The sequence below is a fragment of the Mycoplasmopsis anatis genome, from assembly GCF_900660655.1.
In the GTDB taxonomy this organism is placed as follows: Bacteria; Bacillota_I; Bacilli_A; order Mycoplasmatales; family Metamycoplasmataceae; genus Mycoplasmopsis; species Mycoplasmopsis anatis.
In genome coordinates this window covers 433,063-456,403 of sequence record NZ_LR215035.1, presented here as the reverse complement: position 1 = coordinate 456,403, position 23,341 = coordinate 433,063, and the positions used below count along the sequence as shown (strand labels likewise).

Genomic DNA, 23,341 nt, shown 5'->3' with positions numbered 1-23,341 from the left:
CCCAATGCTTTATAATGTTCATATAAATTATAACATTATTTTAGGTAGTTCTTTAAAAAGTTAATGTCGGCTGGTAAGTTTGTTGAAAATTTGATTTTTTTATTGTTCATAACTTTATCGTAATGCGTATTCACCTTTTTAAGTATTCTTGCTTTGTTTTTCTTTATGTAGTTTAATTGTTTCAGTATTAAATTTCCGTACTTCTTATCTTTTTCTATATTAATTCTCTTAATCAAAATTTCAGATACAGGAATTATTTTTTGTATTAAAAGAACTCCTAATGAATTGTTATCTTGATCAAACATTTTTTCAATTTGATTAGAATTATTACTAATTTTTAAATGTTTTTCTTTAGGTGAAGTCAGTGGAATTATAAAGGTGTTATTTTGTATTGAAGTTAATATCCCTAAATGTGCTTTTATATGCTTTTTATAATTTTGATTATAACTTACTTCATTATCGAATTCATATAAAGATTTTAAGTAGTCAATATCAATTTCACAAAAAACTATTTTATTCATTTTTAATTCATATTTATTATCAAGTTCATTCATATATTTAATTATATATTTAACTTAATTTTTTATAAACAACTACATAGGTAATTTAAATATTTTGCTTATATAAAATATATAATTTAATTATGAAAAAAATTGTACCAGTAATTCATAATAAAATTTGAGGTTATGAAATTTGATTAGTTTCATCATTAAAAGGTTATGAAACAAAATTTGAAGATAATTCTTTAGTAAAAAATGCTCCATTAATTAAAATTATTCATGCAAAAGAACCACTTTCGGTTCAAGTTCACCCAGATGATACTTTAGCTAAAGAAATCGAAAATCAAGAAAATGGAAAAACAGAAACTTGATTTGTTTTAAATTGTGAAAAAAATAGTGAATTAGTTTTAGGACTAAGTGACTATAGAAATAAAATATTTCAACAAAAATTAAAAGAGAATAACCTTGTTGATATTTTAAATGTTGTTAAAGCAAAAAAATCCCATTTTTACAATATTCCAGCAGGGTTAGTTCATGGATTGGGAACCCCAAATAACGCAAATATCACTGTTATAGAAGTGCAACAACCTTCCGATACAACTTATCGATTATATGATTATAAACGAGTTGATAAAAATAATCAAATGCGAGAAATCCATATTGATAAAGCACTAAAATGTGTTAAAGATTTAGACTATACAGCTGAATTAAAAAATCATAATGAAGATATTTATTATCAAAATCAGTTTTATAAATGTGAGTTAATTTTAAATTCAAAAGTTGCGGAAGAAAATGGTTGAGCAATAGTTTATGAAAATGATAGTTATTTCGCTTACGAAGTTAATTGTGGTGAAACTTTACCCAATCAAGCTATATTTTTTGTAAGTTGAACTAAAAATTAGTAAAATAAAACGCCAAAATAAACTAGGACACAAAAAGTTGACAAATAAATGTCAACTTTTTTTATTGGAGGAAATATGGGAAAACATTTATCTTCCAATCATTGATTCGAACTCATCAATGATTGGAATAATGGATTATCTAGAAAGATAATCCTTGAAAAATATATTAATTTTTCTGGGCACTGAAAGTTAAAAGCCAACGGGATAAGAACTTTTTTTAGAACATTAAAATATAGAGCAAAAGTTTATAATAAAGGTATGGAATACATTTTAACAAGCAAAAAACATCCTAGTGAGATGAAGAAACGTGGAAGACCCAGAAAAGAAAATAAAGATCAAGAAATTGATTGAAGTGATTTTAAGAGAGAAGAATTGATAGAAATTGCTAAAAGATATGTTGAGATAACTAAAGACATGCCTAAAAGAGAAAAAACAAAAGAATCAAAAGCATTAACTGAAACATCAATTACTAAAATTTCTAAATTATTGAAGATTTCAAGACAATCTATTTATAATACAAGAAAAAGAGATTGTTCAACTAAAAAATGAAATTCTACAATACCTGAAAAATATAGAGAAGAGATTTTAGAAGCTAGAAGAAAACATAAAAATGCAGGCAGAACTAAATTATCAAAAATCATGCAAAATGACTTTAATATAGTATTAAATGAAAGAACTTTAGGGAGATTTCTTAGCAAAAACAACTTAAATTCAGAAATAAGAAAACGTAGAAGAACAAAAGAAATAAAAGATATTAATTACATAGGAGAAGACTTAGTTAAAAGAGATTATAACGATTCTCAAAATCTCAATATTAAGTGTACTGATATAACATACTTACCTGCTACAAAAGATGCAATCCAAAACCACGTTTATCTTTCTGTGATTATTGATCATAGATCTAAATTAGTTGAATCATTTCAACTATCTTTTTACAATGATCTTGACTTAGTTATGGATAATTTAAATAAAAATAATTTCAATAATAAAACTTTTATAGTTCATTCGGACCATGGATTTCAATATACAAACGAAAGATTTATAGATAAAGTCAAATCATTGAATGGAAGAACTTCATACTCAAGAATTGGTAATAGTCTGGATAATAGAGAAGCAGAATATTGGTTCTCGGTGTTGAAAACTGAATTCATTAGAGATTTGAATGTAAGAAATTTAACGTTAAAAATGTTAAATGATGAAATAAAAAAATTCATAAATTATTATAATAATGAAAGAATACAATCAAATTTAAATTGAAAAACACCAAAGCAATTTGCAATGATGTCTTAAAATATTTTTTTGTCAACTTTCGTTGTCCTAGTTTAAAATGGCGTATTTTTTATTTCTTAGTTTGTTGACTAATTTGTCTTTTTAATTCAAAATCACTTCTGTATAAATAATCATCAATAGCTTCAGCTAGACCGCATTGTAATACATCTGAAGTGTGATATTTAGCGATTCTTTTTGTATCTTCATCAGAGTTTGCCATTGCATATGAATAACCAACAATTTCAAGCATTTGTTGATCGTTTTGACTATCTCCAATAGCCATTACATTATCAAGTGATGTCTCAAAAACATTCTCACACATTCATTTAAGGCCAGAACCTTTTGAAACTCCTTGTTTGGTTATTTCTATGTGTGAACCTAAATAAATAATATTTAAATCGATATTAGCATTCTTGAATATTTCATATGCTTCTTTAATCTCTTCATGATTACCGTATACTTCAATTTTGTGAACATCTTCATTTAGACGACCATCAGTTATTCAATCTTCATACTCTAAGAAATCGCTTAAGAATCTATACATTTCTGGAGTGTGGTTTTTTAAATAGTACTGATCAGTTCCGAAATAATAAAGTTTAATATTATGCTTATCTGCTAAATCAAATATTTTTCTTGCTTCTTGGAGTGGAATATATTCAATGTGAACAAATTTATTCTCAACATTATCATATATTACCGCACCATTTGAACAAATCATGTATCTAGATTTAGTTAATGAAGCTAATTTTTTGATTTTTTCAAAAGGTCCATTACCTGTGTTAAGAATAAATGGTACACCTTTTTCAGTTATTTCTAATAATTTTTGTCTGTTTGTTTCGGGTAAAATTTTGTCTGGAAATCCATATATTGTACCATCAACATCACTAAAAATTGCTCATTTACTTTTCATATTTCTCCTTATTTATTTAATTTATGAATTTTTGCATGTAATCCTGTTGCTTTAGATATTTCATTTCATATTATCAAACCAAAGCCTAAAGCTATTGGAATTAATCATAATTCAACCGGATATGTACTTGAATTATACATTTTAAATACAGTTCTAACACCAGGAACATATGCGGCAAGAATAACGCATAACAGTGAAAAAATACTTGCTAAATAAACTAATTTAAATTTTCTAACATTACACTTAAATATCGATTTATGACTTATTAAGTTAAGTGAACTTAATGAGGCAGCCGTTCCTAAAGTTACAAAACAAGCAGTTGAAGTTAATTTAACAAACTCAATTCCTGTAATTGCGTATTTCGTAGCAATAAGTGCAACAATTGAATATGATAACAGAGCTAGGAGAGAAACAACACTAGATTGAATCATTAAATTAATTCCCATCCCTCTAGCAAAAATTGATTCATCTTTATTAAAGGGTTTTCTATTCATTACATCATCACCATTATGAACCATTCCAAGTGCAATAGCAGGTAAACCATGTGTTAAGAGATTGATTCAAAGTAATTGTGAAGCTGAAAGAACTCAAAAATCTGAATCAGATATTTGTTTAGCAAAAGCAAATCTAAAGACAAATAATCCAATCATCATAACAATAATTTCAGTTACTGAAGAAATTAATAAGTTTAGTATAACTGTTTTAATTTTATCAAAAATTTCTCTACCACCACGTATAGCCTTAGTGATGGTATTGAAATTATCATCGGTGAGAATTACATCAGCAGCTTGTTTAGATACATCTGTACCGGTAATTCCCATTGCACAACCAATGTCTGAAGCTTTAAGTGCAGGTGCATCATTAACACCATCACCAGTCATTGCTACAACTTTATTGTGTTTTTGTCATGCCTGTACAATTCTAAGTTTATCACTAGGATTTACTCTAGCATAAACTGAAACTTTTTCAACTGTGTTGAATAATTCCTCATCAGTTAAATTTGCTAATTCAGCACCTGAAAGTGCAATATCACCTTCATTAAAAATATGTAAGTTTTTAGCAATAGCTACAGCTGTAGTGATATGATCCCCTGTTATCATAACAGGTTTAACGCCAGCCCCTAAGCATTCAAGAATAGATTTTTTAACTTCTTCACGTGGAGGGTCAATTAGTGCAATTAAACCAATAATTTCCAAGTTTTGCTCATCCTTAAAATTAATTTCAGTTGTATCACTAGACATCTCTTTTTTTGCTACAGCGATAACACGATAAGCTTTTTTAGCTCATTCTTCATTTAAGTCTCTAAATTTCTTATCTGCATTAGTTAGATTAAATATAACATCTGGTGCACCTTTGGTAATCATAACTTTACGAGAATTATTTTCAAGTAAAACAGACATTAATTTTCTCTTACTATCAAAAGGTAGTGAAGAAACTTTTTTGTATTTATCTAAAATATCAGCTTTAGTTAGATCAATGTCAAGTCCTGCACGAATAATTCCAGTTTCAGTTGGATCACCAACTTCAACAAATTCATTATCTATGATATTTATTTCCGCATCAGAACATGCAATACTTGCTCTTAAAATATTCTTAAATAAAGTTTTATCATTTGTTTCTGAGAGTAATTTATCTTCACTAAATAAATCAACCACAGTCATTTTATTTTGTGTTAAAGTTCCTGTTTTATCAGAACAAATAATATTAGTTGAACCTAGTGTTTCTATCGCAGGAAGTGACTTAATTATTGCGTTTTCCTTAGCCATTTTCGAAACTCCAATAGCAAGTAAAACTGTAGTAAAAGTAACTAGACCTTCTGGAATGGCTGCAACAGCTAAACTAATTGCAGTTATTAGTGAGTTTGAATAAACATCAATATTTGTTCAATTACCTTTTAATGTATTTATTAAAACTATTTGAATAATTAAACTAACAAATAATAAGATAATTCCAGCTCAACCAAATAATTTACCCATTTTATTTAATTTATCTTGTAATGGGGTAGTTGAGACTTGTTGTTCTTGAATTAAATTATTTATTTTTCCAATTTCAGTTTTTTTACCAACTGAATAAACAACCGCTAAAGCACGTCCATTAGTTGAATAAGTTCCAGAAAAAATAATATTAGTTTTTTCTGCAAGAATTTCAGTTTGTTTAATAATTTTATTTGCATTTTTTTCTACTGCAACACTCTCACCTGTAAGAGATGACTCTACAACATAGAAATTATATGCCTCAATAATTTTTGCATCAGCTGAAATGGTATCACCAGATTCAACTACTATTAAATCTCCAACTACTAACTCAGAAGCTGGAACAGTAAGAGTAATTCCGTTTCTAATTACTTTAGCATTTTGTTCATTTATTTTCTCAAGTGCTCTAACGGCTTGATCACTTTTTACTTCTTGGTATGCACCGAGCATACTATTAAGAACCACAACTAATAAAATAATAAATGGTTCCACAAAACTGATTATAACTTCAGTGCTACTTCTGTCTTTATTTGAATAAAGTTCATAGAAAGCAACCCCAAAACTTATCACAGCAGCGATAAGTAAAAGTATAATCATAAAATCCTTAAATTGGTTTAAAAATGCGATAAAAGGATTTATTTTTTTGTTTTGACTCAAAACATTTTTACCATATTTTTCCCTGTTTATTTCTACTTCTTGAGTAGTTAAACCGGTTTTAATATTAGTTGAATTTATTAACTCTTCTATATTTTTATCCATATTGTTCCTTAATTTTATATAAATAAGTATTTATTTAAATTTTATATTAATAATTAAATTATTATAGGAAATAAAATAGAGTTAAATTTAACTGAAAATATAAATAAAAAATAGGAGAAATCCTATTTAGTATCTTTGTGTTTATTTTCTTTTTCAGTTCTTTTACTCTTTTTATCAACCATAGCATTCATATTTGTCATAATACTTCCAGCCACAATCCCGGAAGGAATAGTAAATATTGCAATTCCAATAATAGAAATAACAATAACAATAAATTTTGAAGTAGCAGCATGAGGTGAGAAATCACCGTAACCAATAGTAGTTAAAGTAATGGTAGAGAAGTAAATTGCATCAAATAAATTAGTTACAACATTTGAACTGAGTGATTCCTTTAATTCATTATATTTGTTTATAAACTCTTGAGAGCTTTGATCTATTTGTAAGTTTTGCGAAATAAACCAATTTTGAGTCTGCATTAAAGCTTCATTTTCTAATCATTCAACTTCATTTTTTCAGATAATTAATGCAAAAACAAAGATTAAAATAATAATGAAAATAAATACATAAGATAAAATTAATTTTTGATCTTTGAAGACATTAATTAAAATCTTAAATGGTGGGAAAATCTTAAGAATTAAGATTAACCGAATAACTCTAATAAATGTTAAAGTTTCAAAGTATTTAAAAACTTGATTTGTCTCAAAATGTAGGAATTGCATTGCTGAGAATGATGGCAGTAAAGAAATTAATAAAATTAACCCAACACCGGTAAAAGGGAACAGTAAAAGACTTTTAAATGTTTTGTTGCTATCACTACGAATTGGAAAGGTAATTCAATGTAACACATAATCAGCTAACAGAATAAAAAAAGTTAAAATATTGATTGTAATAATAATACTTTTAAATTCTTTTGCTTTAATAGCAAAGCTAATAAATGAGAATATTACAGCAAATACAATTAAAGCAATATAAAAAAGTTGACCGAATTTGATTAAATGAGTTCTTTTTTTACCCAATTTTAGTTTATTAACTTCACTATCACTAGTTACAATAGTGTTAATGATATGCATCATTTTATTATGTAAAACATTCATAATTCTCCTTATAAGTATTTTAATTTTACTAATTTTATATTTATTTTTAAATTTATAAAATTAAATTGAATTTAATCAAAAATAATTTATTATTTATATATATGAAATCACCTATTTTACCTCCTACAAATAAATGAGGAATTTTTAGTAGATGAACCATCAAAAAAATGGTTTTTGTTGGTATTTTAATTGCTGTTTCAGTTGCTTTAACAATTTTCTTAAGTAATGGTATTCCAGCAGGTTATTTACCTCAATTAAAATTTAGTATTATTGGATTACCTGTTAAAATAACTGGTTTTATTTTTGGACCAATTATCGGTTTTTTAGTAGGTTTATTAAGCGATTTAATTTCGATGTTTTTTATCGTTCCAACTCTTTATAGTCCTTTGTACACTTTAGCAACAGCTATGAATGGTTTAGTTTCGGGAATTGTTGGTTGATTTTTTATGCATTTCTTAAAATTTTATTTTGACGATCAATCAAAAATTGAACATCTTAAAGGTAAAATATTTAAATTAGATATTAAATTTAATGAATTAGTTTTAAAAAATAACTATGAAAAAGCAGCAATTGTGCATAATAAGATAGTTAAAATTTCAAAGCAAATACAAAACATTGATAAAGATAAAACTGAGTCACAACTTAGAAATATATGTTTGACTATATCTATATTTTTCTTAAGTTTACTTATTGCTGTCTTAATTTCAATAATTGGTTTTAAATTACCAGATTCAGCATTTGTGAAATTACCTATAAGTAATAGATGATTATTATTATCTCTAACTGTAGCAGGTTTTGCAACTATGATTATATTCTTAACTGTTGCTAGATTTAAGATGAATAAAGTAACTTATTTAATTATTATTCCAATTGTTATTTTTTCAGCACTACTTGAAATAACTAACGTTCCAATTTTATCTATTGGTGATGCTTCTATAATTAATAAAGGTGGTTTTGAAAATATAATACTTTGAATTTTTAATCACACTTTAATTAGTCCTATAAAAATCTGAGGGAATTTACTTATTATTTATTATTCTTACAGTATTGTTTCAAAATTGATTTATAAAAACGAAAATCTTGGATATTAAGTTAGTCAAACTAACTTTTTATTTTGATTATTAATAATTTAACTTTCCAAGAATAATTTAAAAAGTTGTTTTTTTGACTAAAAATATTTAGAATCTTACGTTTTTATAAAATTTACATAAGAATTTTTTATTGTTTTATTATACTTTCCCGCTTAGTAGCATAATATTTTACTAGTAAAAAAGCATTAATAAAATATAATTAATTTAACAATTGGAGAGATATGAGTAAAATTTGAGATTTGATCAAAAATGAAAAAGTTGAGTGAAAAACTATTGGGGAAGTTTGCAAATTAATTCAAGGATATTCGTTCAGTGCTAAAAAATTTCAAACTAACGGAGATTATAAAATTATTAGAATTTCTAATATTAAAAATGACGAAATAGATACTCAAAATGTTGTATATGTTTCTAAAGATGAATACAAAGACGTTGATTTAGCAAAATATAAAATCAATCAAGGTGATATTTTAATTGCTATGTCCGGAGCTTCAGTTGGTAAAATAGGGATGAATTATTCGGATGAGATAAATTTATTTTTGAACCAACGTGTGGGTAAATTTCTACCTAATTCGTATGTTTTAAATAATAAGTATCTATATTTTTGATTATCTGAAATATCTGAAAGTCTAGTTAAAAATATCCAAAATCAATCTATAGCAAATTTAAGTACTGAAATGATTTTGTGTTACGAAATCCCAATTCCTTCAATAGATACACAAAACAAAATCGTAAAAATACTTGATAAATTCAACATTTATGTTAAAGAGTTGGAGCATGAGTTGGAGCACAGAAATAAACAATATAAACACTATTTAAATAATCTATTTAGAGAAAATATGTTATCATCACATAATGATATGTTTACCTACAACAGCGTTAAGAATAAGCGATTGGGTGATGTTTGTAAAATTTATAGAGGAGCCTCTCCAAGACCTATAAATAATTTCATTACAACAAAAGATAATGGTATACCTTGAATTAAAATTGGTGATGTTGATCAGAATGACAAATATGTAGTTAACACAAAGGAATTTATAAATTCTGAAGGTGCTAAAAAGTCTAGATTAGTAAGTAAAGGAGACTTTATTTTATCTAATTCGATGAGTTATGGTAGACCTTATATCTTAATGATTGATGGAGCTGTACATGATGGTTGAGCAGTTATTAAAAATTATGAGAGTGAGTTAGATTCTAACTATTTGTATCATTATTTATTAACAGATTATGTTCAAAATTACTGAAGTTTGAATATAAATTCAGGAACTGTTAGTAATTTAAATTCTGAAATCATTGGTTCATTAAAAATACCAATTATTTGCAAAAATAAGCAATTTGAATTATCTAAAAAACTTGATAAACTAAAAATGATTATAAATGATATTAATAATGGTCTCCCCAAAGAAATCAAACTTAGAAAACAACAGTATGAATATTATAGAAATAAACTTTTAGATTTTCCTAAGAATTAACTGCCAATTGGTAGTTTTTATTTACCACCCTTAAGTAAGAATTTAATAGGGAATATCAAAATTCTTATGTAAATTTTTAAAAAATATAAAGTTTTTAATAAATTTAGTTAGTAAATTATCCTTTTGAATCTAATTCAGAAATTCACTTAAATCATAAAATAAAAAATAAGTGTTTTTTTCACATTTATGTTTTCCATACACTTATTAAATATTATTATTCTACTAACTGGAAAGTCATTCAATTATAAGATGAGTCGTTATAAAAGTATAAAAAAAGAGATTATTTTATATCTCTTCTAACTTTTTTATTTTTTCTAATTCCTATTAATTTCATTCACATTGTCGAAAGACCTATAACTGTTAAAATTCCTACAATAACTATTATGACATTTAAAAGTATTTTTAACACAATACTATTTCCACTATAAAATAGTGGTCTTGCAAAGTTTAAGAAACTATAAATTGGTAAATCAATAACCTTGTATACATTAATATTAATATCAGTAATTTTACTTTCCAAAACACTTACAGCGCTATAACCGCTAAAGAAAATCACAAGTGCAAAAATATAGTAAACAATCATAAATCAAACCGAATGAATGCAATGCTTAAATTTAATATATTTGCTCAAATCTTTCTTGAAGTAAAATAACATTATCATTCCTATTATTGGATTAATTGCGTGAGTTGAAATTGTAAAACTTAGTTGTCAAAATTCAGCCTTTGCTAATTCAGCAAAAATTAAACTTCAAAATACTATAAATGTAATTGTAATTCAAGTTGAAGAATAGAACAATCAAAGTTTTGAAAAAAGCTTATCACCATAAAAAGAATATATTATTAAACTTACTGCAAGAGATAAGTTGGTAATATACGTAAAGGTTAAAGTTTTCTTTCACATAAAACCTAATAATGTCGGTCTAAGTTGCTCATATTTTAACAGTTCAGTTAATGTATTTTGATCAATAAGTTTTAATTGTTTATTAAATTCATTAACTCTAAAGATTGCATCTCCTATAGCTGAATATAAGAAAACTACTAAAACTATAATACCGATCACTAATGAAACTTTTTGTTTTTTATTCAAATTTATTATCTTTTCTTTCATGGAACTATTATAAATCAAAAAATTTTTTTATAAAACAACTTAATAAATATCAATTAAGTTATTTTTCTTTAATAAAAACTATTTCATTATTTTCATGCTTTAAAAATATAAAACCATCTAATCGATAACTTTTAATTTGTTCAAAATCTGTTAAATTATTTTGAGCTATTCAACGAAGCATTTTACCTCTTTGAATTTTTGACATAGTACTTTTAGCTAATAATTTTTCACCATGGGATTCAACAAATTTAACTTTTAGATAATTTTCACTTTTTAGGTGTTTTTCAACAAGTTTAGTATATTCATTGGAGCTTAAAATCAGATATTTATCTTCATTTGAAATAAAGAAATCTTTTATATATGGTTCTCAAAATTCATATAAATTAAGATTATTGTTAAAATCGATTTTGTGTTCTTTTATTATATTTAAAGGTTTAATAATCCCATATAAACTACTTAAAATAAGTGTATTTTCATTTATGAAATCTTTTTGACTTTGATTTAATGTATTGTAAGCTAAATATTTGTATTGTATGCCACTAAAAGAGTAAATTGCTAGTAAATTTTCGGGATTTTCACTTGAACTGTAGTAATGGTACTGTTTTAATTTGGAGTTGTTAATTTTATAAACTCGTTTGAACTCTTCAATACTTAAATTACTAACTAGATCTTCTAAAATTTTGCTTTGAGAATGAAAAATAGGTAAAGAATGATTATGTTGTTCAACCGAAGATTTTGTAAATGTTTTAGCGGGTGAGATTATTATTTTCATTTTTGCAAGATTTTCAAAACATTTTCTACATCAGTTGATGGACTTGTTTTGTATTTAACATAGATCAATTTGCCATCTTCATCAACTAAGAAAGTTGAACGAATAATACCAAAGTATTTTTTACCAAAATTAACCTTTTCTCTTCAAACAAAATACTTTTGCACTACTTCTTTATTTGAATCGGATAAAAGAGTAAAATTCAATTTATTTTTATCAATAAATTTATTATGTGAATCCACACTATCTGTACTTATTCCAACTACCTTTATATTTAATTTATTAAATTCTTCTATACTATCTCTATATGAGCAAGCTTGATTTGTGCAACCTGGTGTATTATCCTTGGGATAAAAATATAAAAGTACTTTTTGATTTCTAAAATCACTTAATGTAAATGATTTGTTATTTTGATCCAATAATGTAAAATCGGGTGCAATTTCATTAATTTTTAGCATTTATCCTCCTAATTATTGATTAATTCTTGAGTTATATTAACTCCTAGTTTTCTCAGAGTTTCTTCCTCACTTTTGCTTAGTAATTTACTTGAGTGAAATTCACAGTTATTTAATTTATTTAAGTTATTAAACATTAACTTACAATTTTTATCAAATTTAGCTTGAATTGCTATTGTTGTTAAAACATCATAAACTTTTAGCTTGTTGCTACTTTGCAAAATATTGCTCTTCTTAAGTAAAAGAAGCTGATTTATTATCTCAAAAGGTAGCACATCTAGATCAATGTCAATATTGGAAATTACTTTAAGAGTGTTAAGTAAAGCAGCAGCTGAAGGTTCAAACAATTCACTTTCTTTACCACTAATAAGTTTATTATCAATAAAAAATCCAGCATAGTTTTTATTATTTTTAACAGCTAAAGATTTTGTGAATTTATATACCTCTCTAATATTCTGATCTATATTTAATTTATCCATGATGGATTTAATCTTATCTAATTCATATTTTTTAGAATAATCTTTTAATACTTTAAGTTTTATGTTAAAGTAACGTCTGACTATTTCTTCTTTAGCTGAGCTACTTGCTAAATTAAAATCAATTATTCCTTTCTTTAACATATTCACTCCCATATCTGTTGGTGAGAAGTAAATATCTTGATTCATAATCTTTTTAAGTAAATTTTGTAATATTGGAAAACTTTCAATATCGCGGTTATAATTTATTGCAATTTTTTTATATTTTTGATAGTGAAATGGATCGATCATATTAATATCATTTAAATCAACTGTGGCTGCTTCATATGCTAAATTAATTGGATGATTTAGTTCAATATTTCACACTGGAAAAGTCTCAAATTTAGCATAACCGGATTTAATATTATTTTGATAATCATTATAAATTTGAGACAAACAAGTTGCCAATTTTCCACTTCCAGGTCCAGGAGCAGTTACAACTATTAGTTCTCGCTTAGTTTTAATATATTGATTTTTGCCAAAACCATTTTCACTACAAATATAATCTACATCAATTGGATAGTTTTCTATTTTATAATGATAAGCATATTGTATTTTTAAATTATCTAATTTATCAGTTAGACTTTTAATTTTTTCTTGATTGTTATAATGTGTTATAACCACTGAACCAACATAAAAACCTTTATTGCTTAACTGTTCAATTAACCTAAAAAGATCTTGTTCGTAACTAATGCCTATGTCTGAACGAATCTTTTGAGAAATAACATCTTCAGCATTTATACATATCATAAACTCAATCTTATCTTTAAGTTTATATAACATACTTATTTTTGTATCTGGTTCAAACCCTGGTAAAACTCTTGAAGCGTGATAATCATCAAAGATTTTACCTCCAAATTCTAGGTATAATTTATTCTTAAATAGCTCAATTCTTTGATTAATTCTCTTAATTTGTGAATTAATATATCTATTTTTATCAAAGCACTTTTTCATAATAATTTATTTTACTATTTGTTTTTGATTTAAAAAAGCATTTTTTTGCATTAATTTGTTCAATTATAGTGTTAAAATTTTGTTATGAAAAAGATTAATAGACTAATAATTTTAAACTCAGCTTTAGTAGGAACTATTATACCAATAGTTTCTCTTTCAGCGAGTTGTTCAGAAGAAAAAGCAAAACCAAAGGAACCAGCGGAAAATCCAAACCTTCCAAGTGAACCTGGTGATCAACCTACTAATCCTGAACCTGGTGATACAAATTCTGGTAGTTCTAATAGTGGTTCTGACAATGGTAATAGTAGTGGTACTGAACAAACAAAAAAATTGACATTGAAGATAGTTGGAACAATTCCAGAAGCTTTAACCGGTCTAAAAATTGTGTTAAACAACAAAACCATTCCTGAAGTATTTTATAATACTCAATTTACTATGGAAAATCTTATTTTGACTAATTACAAAAAAGATAAATTCATTGAAAACGAAACTTTATTACTAACTCAAATTCAAAATTCTAAAACAAACGAACTAAAGGCTCAGATTAAATTTGTTGATAAAAACAATATTCCTTACAATGTTGATATTTTAATCACTAATTTTGCTGAATGACCAACTTTTGATGAAGTTGCAAGTAATGTAAGTTTTGACAATTTAACAAAAAAAGATTATCTTGCTAAATATACAAAAGATGATGATATTAAGTTTGTTTCAAATTACCCAAGTTCAATTATTTCAACACAAGATTTAAAATGAAGAATCGACGAAGAATCAAACAGAGTATTTGTAACTACTAAATTTAGATATACAGTAAAACCAAGTGAAATTTCAACTAAAACATATGAATTTACTATTGATAATTATGGGCAAGGAGATCGTAGAGAAATTGGTAATGTAGAAATTGGTTCTTCAAAAATTGAAGTTGGAGATGATGGTAAGGGTAAGGTTGATACAAACGTTAAAGCAAGTTTTGGTGCATTGTTGCAAGAAATTGCAGAAATGAATAATAAATTTGATGCGTGAATTTACGATATCACTAATAACAGTTCGATAAATCAAAGTGGTCATTTCTGACTAACTGGAGTTAGAGAAAATTCATTAAATGCATTAAGAGAATTCCAAGAAATTTATAACTCAATCCGTAATACTGATGATGCAAATAGAATTCGTGAAGCGGCTGAAGAAATAAAATCAAAAATTAATGAAATTCAAAAAAATTGAGAATCATATATCGCTAGAACATTCCCTCCTTCATTAGAATTCGCTTCAAATCCTAATAAGGCGGAAATTAAAAAGATGATTCTTGACACCTTTGCAGGCTTAAAGAATAAATCATACGAAAATTTAATTTTTAGAGAATACAACCCAAATTACAAACCTACAGAAGAGGATAATAAACCAAATATTAAAATCGATGCAGATTATGCATATAATGCAATGATGGAAATATTAAAAGATGAATATTATAAATATCCTTATGTTTCTTTAGTTGCAGAATCAGAATTAAAATTTACAACCAAAAACAATTCACTTATTGGTTTTAGCGTAGGTAACTCATTACTTAACACTAGAGTGCAAACTAAAAAAGATATGGTTCAATATGCAATTAATGCTCTTTCACAAATAGAAAGTTCAATGCCTGTTCATCAAAAAGTTTATCTTCTAGGTAGATTTGTAATGGAAAATTTAGTTTATACATCAGCTTCTAACCCAGCTGGACTTTCTACCTTAGATGAAGCATACGCTTTAAATGAAGGAGTATGTAAAGAGTATGTTGAACAATTAGCATTACTTTTATCACTTGCTAATATCAGATTTAAAATATATACTGGTGAACAACACACTTGACTTTCAATTCAAGATGAAAATAACAACTGATTTATTTCTGACCCAACTCACTCAGACTTTGGAATCCCCGAAAAATATCATCCAGTTGGTAAAGATAGTACATTTAATCAAGATAAAGAAATGCTACTATTTATTCGTAGAGTCCACTCAATTTCATCAAACCAAACATTATTTAGTTTAACTCCAACAAATGCATTTAACGATAGCAGTTTAATTAGTGAAAGCTACCAAAGTAATCTTTTTACAACTAAAGTTATTGGAAAAATTAGAACTGAAAAATCTAAATCAAGTGCATTATCATTCTACAACAATAAGTTCTACTCAATAGTGGACAACGGTTCAGGTGCTAAATTGTACAATTTTGATCCAAATGATCCATCACATGAGTATGTCTTTAATGAAGCAAGTAACTTTAATAATTATTCCGGAACTTTAACAACTAATGCAGTTAATATTGGTAAATACTTATACTTCATGACCAATAATGGTTCAAGCAAAAGTATTTACAGTTTAAATCTAGAAACAAATCAAACTGAGTTAATTAGAAATAATTTAACAGGTGAAAACTTCTTTATTAAACAAAATATTAACACCAAAGAACTTGATTTTTATCTTGGAGTTGATGATTCAAGTAAATATACTTTAGCCTTTTCAATATCTCCAAAAGAAGATTCATACAAACAACTTGAGGTTAATACAATTAAAAGAGTCGCATATATGGCTATTGGTTTATTAAATTTTGAAGCTAATAGTAGCGAATATCAAAGATTAAATTCTTTAATTGAATCTAATGATTCGACCTTTGAACAAATTAAGCAGGCTCTAAATAATTTCATCAATAGTGTTAATTAACATAATGCACCTATGGTGCATTTTTTAAATATGAAATCTTTAACCTATTTTATTATTTAAACATTATCAAAAAAAATCTTTAACAATATAATATTGCTATGAAACACCAATATTTGAGTCAAATGCCACTTTCATTATGTGGATATGCATTAGGAATTAGTGGCCTTGGAGGTGCATTAATTTACTTTATTAATGAGTTTAAGAATTCTACTAATTCACAAACTTTATTAACTATTCAAACAATTATTTACATTTTATTAACTTTATATAGTTTTGCAATTTGAATAATAGTATTTTTGCGTTTTTGATATTGTTTTGAACTATTAAAATCTGAATTAAAAACACCGAATAAATCAGGTTTTATTGCAGCAACATTTATGTGTATGTGTCAGTTCTCTGGTTATATCGGTTGAATGTTTACTAATTATATTCTAGATGATTTTAGCTTAAAATACTATCTTTTTATAATTCCAAATACCATTATGTTAATAAGCTTACTATTGCATTTAACTTTTCTGTTTTATTTTTTCAAACATATATTTTTACCACATAATTATAGGGATGATGAAATTTATGCTTCGTGATTCATTGCACTTATAGGAATGGTCATTAGTGTAACTTGTTTTAACAACTTAGGTAATTTAATCCCAGTATTTTTCTTTCAAATTCTTTGACTATTGGGTTTATCTATATATCTATGAGTTTGACCGGTGGTATTGTATAAATTCTTATTTCTACCACATAAAAATGAAAATGATAAACCAAGTATGGGTATAATTGCTTCTCCAGCTAACCTTCTTTGTGCTGGATATTTAGATGTATTTAACCCAGGAAATAAATTTACTAGCATACTAAACAATGCAATATTTTATAAATTTTTAGGAATGTTTATGCTATTTTTTGTTGCGACTTCAATTATAATAATGTTTGCTGTATTAGTATATTCATTAAAAAAACATAAATTTAGCATTTTATTCACTCCGTTTTCATTTCCTTCTGGAATTGCAGCGACTAGCATATTAAAATTTAGTCAAAATTATTTTGTAGCAAGTGGTGAATTAGTGGCTATTCACTATCTTTTCTTTGTGTTGGGCACTATTTTACTGTTAATCTCTTTGATTGTAATTATTTGTTTAAACGTACCACACTGAAGAATTATTATTGATGTATTAAAACAGAGAAATAATTTGATAAAAAAGCTTAACAAGCAAGTTCAAATAAAACAATTATTAATTAAAAATTAATTCACCTTATTTAAGGTATTAAAGCAAAAAAAATAATTGTTTTTTTTTTTTTTTTTCAAAATTCTATATATTTAAAATATATAAAATTAATAATTTATTTACTGGTTTAAAAGCTTACTTTTATACCTATAAATAAAGGATTTAGAGGAGGTATATGAATAAAAATAAATTCAAAATCGACTTAAAATTAACATTTATTTTTATTTCATTAATTTTAATTGTTATTTTCTGTGAGGAAATACTAAGGAATTTTAGCAACTTTTTTACCCTAAAAGGTACCGTTAATAGATATCTTAATTTCCTTTTTGATAAGTCAGATATTACTATTTTTAGTTCAAGTTTTGTACTTGGTTATACATTTGCGTGCTTTTTAGTCACTATTTTTGGATCGCTAGTATATTCGATCGTAAAAATGTATAGACATGAGTTAAAACTAGAATTTTATCTAATATGATATTTAATTTATGTTGCTTATGCTGCATTTGGACTATTTATCTTTTTAAGGTTTTTCCCTGAAGATAAAATAATCAATATTTCATATTCAACTTACTATTTTTTAGGATTAATAGTAATTAATATCATTTATGATTCAGTACAATTTATAACAAAAAGTTTAATTTCATACTTTAGTATTAGAACTTTTCTGTACTTTATGATTTCGTTAGTTTCAAAAATAATTGGGTATATTATTGGTATATATTTATTAATTCAGTTTGTTGATGGTGCTGGTGAAAATTCACCTATATCTCAATTATTTTTGAAAAATAAATTTGTTGATAAAGTAAATGAGATGTTCTTTGTACAATCATTTAAATCTGCATTAATGTTATTTATCATAGTTTTTGCTGCAATAGTCTTAATGGTAAGTAATTGAGTATATTACTATTATTTAAACAAAGAAAGAAAAATTTTCTCAAATTGTTTCTTTAATGTAGCATTATGTTTTATAGCATTATTTTTATCAAATTTAATTTATCTTTTATTCATGCTTATTACTCAAAAAGTAAGTACTGGATTTATTATTATTGATAACACAAGACATTGAACATATTTAATTTTTGGGGTTGTGTTATTGATTTGAATAGTTGCAAACTCAATTATATTCTGAACTGTTCCTTCATATCGTTCAAACAAAAGTCTTTTCACATTTATAATGTATTTGACAACTTTAATCTTTGCTGGTTCGATGATCATTTTTAGAATATATGAAAAAGAACGCTTTTCAGCAATTACAAGCTTATTAATTGGTTCTGCACTAACTTTTGTTAACATAGTTAACTGAATTTTATTAAGAAAAAAACTAAATTATAGACACTCAATTTTTGTAATTATATCAAGCGTATTGTTAGCGGGTTCTTTATTAGTTTCTGCTGTGGATATTTTATTAGTTAACCATCAAAATACATCAATCTCATTTATCCCTTCACCATATACAATACCGGATTATTTATTATTTATTGTTGCAGGAGTTTCATTAATTTTCTCAACATATCAAATTATTGCTTGAGTAATATCAATAATCAGATTACTAAAATTCAAGAAGAAAGGAATTGCTTATGAGTAAAAAATTTAAGTTATTTAACAGAAAAAATATTAACCAAAGAGAAATTAATGATATTGCTGAATATCCAGAAGAATTTAGAGATTACTACGTTTTAAAAAATAGCAAAAATTTCATTTCTTTTGATATGTTATTAAACTCTTCATTACTTTTCTATGAAAAAGAAGTTGTTGAAGAATTTTTAAAGTTTATTGATAAAAAAGTTATTGAAAATAATACAAACCACCATCAATTGGTGTTTGATAAATTTGTTATTAATTGAATTAGAAACCCTAGATATGATAGTAAAAAACTAGTACCTAGCTTTTTAACAAATACTGAAGATCCTAATTCAATGAGCTTAAATTTATCTTCAAGTGCAGTTGAATTTAATGATATTTTTATCTCAATAAACACTAATATAGAAAATGTTGTTTTTAATCAAAACAAAGTTGTTGAAGTATTTCCTAACATAATCGTTTTTCTCGATGAATCAACTAAAACCCTTAAATGCTTATTTGGTAGAGAAATTTTATAATGAATATCAAAAAAATTGAAACTAAATTAAATAATTTAGACAAAATTTATAAAATAGTTGAATCAAACAAAAACGTAACCTTAATTAATATTTTAAAATTATCAAAATCAATTAATAACTATTTTGAACGTTCACGTTATAGTAAAGAATTGATAAAAACTATTCAAAATAAATATAACGTAACCCATGAATTTCTTAAAGCTTCAACCTTCTCTTCATTATTTAAAGGGAAAAATCATTTTCAACAATTTGAGTTTATATTACAGAAGTTGAAAAATTTGATACTGACTCATATAAAAAACATGAGGTTTCGTTAAAGAAAAACTTCAGATTAGGTACAGATGTAATTGTTGCGATAGGTAAAAGAGCTGTTGAATTTGCAACAGAAAATAATTATGACATTATTTTTCAAAGAGAAATTAATGAAGTTGAAGTTTTATCGAACATTTTACCTCAGTACTTAGAAAATTATTTAGGAGCAAATGGGTTCCATAATATTAAATTTATTATTAACTCTTCAAAGATCTCTGAAAGTTATATTACAGTATTTCCAATTCATGAAAATAATTTTAATTTCGAACAGGCTAAAGGCATAACTCATGATCTTAGTCATTTAGCAAAGGTTAAAATTTATCCTAACACAACAAGTTTTATTGATAATGAAATTCACAATTATTTAACATATGTAACTCTTTCATTACTAACTGAATCATCTCTTATTTATGAAAAATATAATCTAGTTGTGCAAAACAAGACATTAAATGATCTAGAGGAAAAAAGAAGAAAAATAAAAATTAAATTATTGAACGAAAAAAGAGAAATTGAAGTTGAACAATTTTCACTATTAAGTAGTAAAAGAGATATGCTTCATTCTAAAGGGGAGTAAATATGGAAAAGAAAATTATATTTATCTCACAAAATGGTAATGAAACTTCTTTTAATATAACTGAAGTTCATTCATGTACTCAATTAGATAATAATTGGATAAAAATTTCTTCTCCTTCTGTTGCAAGTTTTAAAAAAACTTTTTTAAGAATTAAAACAACAGAAGAACAATATTACTATTTTATATTAAATAACGTCTTTATCGAAAATATCAACGAAACCATTTCTGTGCATTACTATGGAAAATTTAGCCAATATGTATATGATAAATACATTGAAAAAGATTTAATGATAAGCTATAGAGACAAAATTAATGAATTAAATTCCAAGATCAAATATTTCGAATCATTAAAACAACTTAATATTGCTTCAAACACTTTTGAAAAAATTAAAGAGTTTAAAGATGAATTATATTTGTATAAGGCACTATTTGATTTTTCTATTAAATTAGTATACGAAAAGGAGTATGATGAAAAATAAATTATCGTGATTATTATTAACAGTTTCATCTTCTACACTTCCTTTATTAACTTTATCAGCAACTACAGAAGCCACAGAGAACAATAACTCAAGTGGCACAGTAAGCCCTGATTTTGATCAATTTAGAGATGTTATTGACAAAAAAATCAAAGAATTCTTAACAAAAATTGTTGAGAAAAAAATTGAAGAGTATAAAGTTAGAAGTCGTAATTTACTCTCAGAAATAGATAATAACGGAGATAACTTTGCTGAAAAAATTATTGAGAGTTTATACATGCAATACCTAAGTAATTTTTTAAGTAAAAATAAGGATGAAATTCTCACAAATTATCTAAATAAAGGAATTGTGATAGTTTATCCTAGAATTATCGCAAATAATAAAACTCTCTCAGAAGCAAATATTGATTACAATGGTGAGTCATATACCGAAGTAAAAATAGCAGATTCCGATCAATATAATTATGAATATTTTATTGATGATCCAGATATTAACAGAGAAATAACTGTTCCAAAAATTGTAAACTCAAACAAATTAGAAGATATCAACTCTAAAAGTGATAAGTACTTCAGTGAACTAGAAGCGGATTTTGACAGATATTTTGCAAACAAAGAAGATTTTCCAAGATTAGATTTACAAAGTGTTATTGATAAAGATGGAACAGTTAATATTGACAAAAACCCTGAAACTAACGTTCTTGAATTAACTGTTCCAAAAAATTATCAAGACTGAGACGATTATATTATTAGAAAAATTAAACCTAGATTTACAGCATATGACTTAAGAAAAAATAAAGAAATAGAAAAAGAAGATGTTAGTGAGGAAGAGGAAAAACCTGAAGAGCAACCAATTCTACCTTCAGTACCAGAAATAGTACCACCAGCCACTGATTCTGAGGCTAACGTTGACCCTTTTGATGCTAAAATTGGACAAGAAAATGTTGGTAGATTTAGCCCTTACATAAATTATGAATTTTACGATTCAATCAATATAACTGATGATGCTGGTAGATTCAATCAAAATGAAGAAGAATTAAGTAAGTTTTTCTACTTTAATAATCCAATAAATACTAGGTTTGAATACAAGGTTATAAAACTTAAAAATGTAGATAATAAATTATTTGCTGATGTTAAAATCAAAGATACTGTCAACAATAAAGAAATTACCTATGAATCTGAAGTAAAAAAAGAATCAACAAAGAAAAAAACGATTCTTGAGCAAGTTAAAATTGATACAGTAAATGAAATTTATCTTAAATTTTATGATAGCTTAGGACTTAATAGAAAAATTGACCTTAAAAAATTAGGTAATACAAAGATTTTATCTAACACAGTGTTTAATATGATTTTTGAATCAATTAGAATCTACAATGATTCCTCATTTATAAAAGAAATTAACAAGATAATTTCAAGTTATTTAATTCAGTATAAAGATCTTAGTGCAGATGCACTTTATGATAAGGTGGGCAAGGATAAAAACAGTGATTTTAGACATGATATTAAATATCTATTGCTAAGTTCACATTTTAGCTCATATATCAATAGAATTAATTTTTGAAATTATCTCTCTCGTGCATATCAAGAATTATTTAATGAATATGTTTCATTCATTGACACAAATAAAGATGTTATTGTATATAACATAGATAAAATAATAATTAAAAATGATAAAGCTAAAGCTCAAAAAGCTCAAGATAAAGAAAAAATTGAAAAGGTCATTCGAGCCTTAAATAAAGATATTAATTATCTATTTGGAATAATTAATATATCTAATCCGGCCGAAATTATTAGTGAATATGATGAGTACCTTTCACAAGTTAAAAGAGTACAAAACCAATTTAGAAATATCTCAACAGTTACCTCTATCACTAAGAAGTTAACTAATGAAGATCTTTCAAATAGTGAAAATATCACTCAAAGATTTACTGAGGCCTTTAGAAATCTTGAGATAAACCCAGTAAAACAACCTAAGTCAGACTTGTTCTTGCTTAGAATTCTGGGGTATATAATTTTAGCAGTTGGTATATTACTTTCAGCTATTACTTCTGCATTGCAAATATTTAAATATAAAAGAAACAAAAACACAAATTCTAAAATTAAAGCTAGTCTAGTTCTTTCTTGATTAGTAAGTGCATTAACAATCATCACATCGATAATATTAATTTTAATAGGAAATGGAGGATTATAAT

At 25.5% G+C, this 23,341-nt stretch carries 20 protein-coding genes; 12 read left to right on the top strand and 8 right to left on the bottom strand.

What is annotated here, in order from left to right; all coding sequences use genetic code 4:
• Nucleotides 1-35: 35 nt before the first annotated feature.
• Nucleotides 36-554 (bottom strand): type III toxin-antitoxin system ToxN/AbiQ family toxin, encoded by a 519-nt coding sequence (locus EXC66_RS01930; RefSeq protein WP_006886323.1) that lies wholly within the window; start codon nucleotides 552-554, stop codon nucleotides 36-38.
• 89 nt (nucleotides 555-643) lie between these two features.
• On the opposite strand from EXC66_RS01930, the gene EXC66_RS01925 reads away from it, so the two are divergent.
• On the top strand, nucleotides 644-1,402 hold the full coding sequence (locus tag EXC66_RS01925) for a class I mannose-6-phosphate isomerase (RefSeq protein WP_006886324.1): 759 nt from the start codon (nucleotides 644-646) through the stop codon (nucleotides 1,400-1,402).
• Between the two features lie 75 nt (nucleotides 1,403-1,477).
• On the top strand, nucleotides 1,478-2,692 hold the full coding sequence (locus EXC66_RS01920; protein WP_112579108.1) for an IS3 family transposase: 1,215 nt from the start codon (nucleotides 1,478-1,480) through the stop codon (nucleotides 2,690-2,692).
• A gap of 49 nt (nucleotides 2,693-2,741) precedes the next feature.
• Here the strand turns inward: EXC66_RS01920 and EXC66_RS01915 are convergent, their stop codons facing one another.
• The 3 genes from EXC66_RS01915 to EXC66_RS01905 all read right to left on the bottom strand — a co-directional run bounded on the left by EXC66_RS01915 (nucleotide 2,742) and on the right by EXC66_RS01905 (nucleotide 7,407).
• Complete coding sequence (locus EXC66_RS01915) at nucleotides 2,742-3,581, bottom strand: Cof-type HAD-IIB family hydrolase (protein ID WP_006886705.1); 840 nt, start codon at nucleotides 3,579-3,581, stop codon at nucleotides 2,742-2,744.
• A gap of 8 nt (nucleotides 3,582-3,589) precedes the next feature.
• Nucleotides 3,590-6,313, bottom strand: coding sequence for a cation-translocating P-type ATPase (locus EXC66_RS01910; protein WP_006886706.1), 2,724 nt, complete (start codon nucleotides 6,311-6,313; stop codon nucleotides 3,590-3,592).
• A 122-nt stretch (nucleotides 6,314-6,435) separates the two neighbouring features.
• Nucleotides 6,436-7,407, bottom strand: a complete 972-nt coding sequence (locus EXC66_RS01905) for a potassium channel family protein (protein ID WP_006886707.1) — start codon at nucleotides 7,405-7,407, stop codon at nucleotides 6,436-6,438.
• A gap of 101 nt (nucleotides 7,408-7,508) precedes the next feature.
• Here EXC66_RS01905 and EXC66_RS01900 point away from each other — a divergent pair, with 101 nt between their 5' ends.
• Both EXC66_RS01900 and EXC66_RS01895 read left to right on the top strand, forming a co-directional pair.
• Nucleotides 7,509-8,498 (top strand): ECF transporter S component, encoded by a 990-nt coding sequence (locus EXC66_RS01900; RefSeq protein WP_006886708.1) that lies wholly within the window; start codon nucleotides 7,509-7,511, stop codon nucleotides 8,496-8,498.
• Nucleotides 8,499-8,719: 221 nt separating this feature from the next.
• Nucleotides 8,720-9,967, top strand: a complete 1,248-nt coding sequence (locus EXC66_RS01895; protein WP_006886709.1) for a restriction endonuclease subunit S — start codon at nucleotides 8,720-8,722, stop codon at nucleotides 9,965-9,967.
• A gap of 280 nt (nucleotides 9,968-10,247) precedes the next feature.
• Here the strand turns inward: EXC66_RS01895 and EXC66_RS01890 are convergent, their stop codons facing one another.
• Genes EXC66_RS01890 through EXC66_RS01875 form a run of 4 tightly spaced genes read right to left on the bottom strand, consistent with a single transcriptional unit; the run spans nucleotide 10,248 to nucleotide 13,768 of the window.
• Nucleotides 10,248-11,075 carry an MAGa3780 family membrane protein gene (locus EXC66_RS01890; RefSeq protein WP_006886710.1) on the bottom strand — a complete coding sequence of 276 codons (828 nt, stop codon included), beginning with the start codon at nucleotides 11,073-11,075 and terminating at the stop codon, nucleotides 10,248-10,250.
• Nucleotides 11,076-11,133: 58 nt separating this feature from the next.
• Nucleotides 11,134-11,847, bottom strand: a complete 714-nt coding sequence (locus tag EXC66_RS01885; protein WP_006886711.1) for a YaaA family protein — start codon at nucleotides 11,845-11,847, stop codon at nucleotides 11,134-11,136.
• Nucleotides 11,838-12,302, bottom strand: a complete 465-nt coding sequence (gene bcp / locus EXC66_RS01880; protein ID WP_006886712.1) for a thioredoxin-dependent thiol peroxidase — start codon at nucleotides 12,300-12,302, stop codon at nucleotides 11,838-11,840. Before bcp ends, EXC66_RS01885 begins: the two co-directional genes overlap by 10 nt.
• Nucleotides 12,303-12,310: 8 nt before the next feature.
• Nucleotides 12,311-13,768: a DUF1846 domain-containing protein gene (locus EXC66_RS01875; RefSeq protein ID WP_006886713.1), complete on the bottom strand. Its 1,458-nt coding sequence runs from the start codon at nucleotides 13,766-13,768 to the stop codon at nucleotides 12,311-12,313.
• 84 nt (nucleotides 13,769-13,852) lie between these two features.
• On the opposite strand from EXC66_RS01875, the gene EXC66_RS01870 reads away from it, so the two are divergent.
• The 8 genes from EXC66_RS01870 to EXC66_RS01840 all read left to right on the top strand — a co-directional run bounded on the left by EXC66_RS01870 (nucleotide 13,853) and on the right by EXC66_RS01840 (nucleotide 23,340).
• Nucleotides 13,853-16,468, top strand: coding sequence for a hypothetical protein (locus EXC66_RS01870; protein WP_006886714.1), 2,616 nt, complete (start codon nucleotides 13,853-13,855; stop codon nucleotides 16,466-16,468).
• Between the two features lie 98 nt (nucleotides 16,469-16,566).
• The gene (locus EXC66_RS01865) at nucleotides 16,567-17,712 is read left to right on the top strand and encodes an SLAC1 family transporter (protein WP_112579110.1); all 1,146 of its coding nucleotides are present in this window, start codon (nucleotides 16,567-16,569) and stop codon (nucleotides 17,710-17,712) included.
• 154 nt (nucleotides 17,713-17,866) lie between these two features.
• Complete coding sequence (locus EXC66_RS01860; protein WP_006886678.1) at nucleotides 17,867-19,276, top strand: MSC_0624 family F1-like ATPase-associated membrane protein; 1,410 nt, start codon at nucleotides 17,867-17,869, stop codon at nucleotides 19,274-19,276.
• Complete coding sequence (locus EXC66_RS01855; RefSeq protein ID WP_006886677.1) at nucleotides 19,269-19,790, top strand: MSC_0623 family F1-like ATPase-associated protein; 522 nt, start codon at nucleotides 19,269-19,271, stop codon at nucleotides 19,788-19,790. The genes EXC66_RS01860 and EXC66_RS01855 overlap by 8 nt, the downstream gene beginning before the upstream one ends.
• On the top strand, nucleotides 19,790-20,107 hold the full coding sequence (locus EXC66_RS01850; RefSeq protein ID WP_129622340.1) for a hypothetical protein: 318 nt from the start codon (nucleotides 19,790-19,792) through the stop codon (nucleotides 20,105-20,107). Before EXC66_RS01855 ends, EXC66_RS01850 begins: the two co-directional genes overlap by 1 nt.
• Complete coding sequence (locus tag EXC66_RS04530) at nucleotides 20,038-20,676, top strand: MSC_0622 family F1-like ATPase gamma subunit (protein ID WP_416371541.1); 639 nt, start codon at nucleotides 20,038-20,040, stop codon at nucleotides 20,674-20,676. The genes EXC66_RS01850 and EXC66_RS04530 overlap by 70 nt, the downstream gene beginning before the upstream one ends.
• 2 nt (nucleotides 20,677-20,678) lie before the next feature.
• Complete coding sequence (locus EXC66_RS01845; protein ID WP_006886675.1) at nucleotides 20,679-21,155, top strand: MSC_0621 family F1-like ATPase epsilon subunit; 477 nt, start codon at nucleotides 20,679-20,681, stop codon at nucleotides 21,153-21,155.
• Nucleotides 21,145-23,340, top strand: coding sequence for an MSC_0620 family F1-like ATPase-associated subunit (locus EXC66_RS01840; protein WP_006886673.1), 2,196 nt, complete (start codon nucleotides 21,145-21,147; stop codon nucleotides 23,338-23,340). Before EXC66_RS01845 ends, EXC66_RS01840 begins: the two co-directional genes overlap by 11 nt.
• The last annotated feature ends 1 nt before the right edge of the window (nucleotide 23,341 follow it).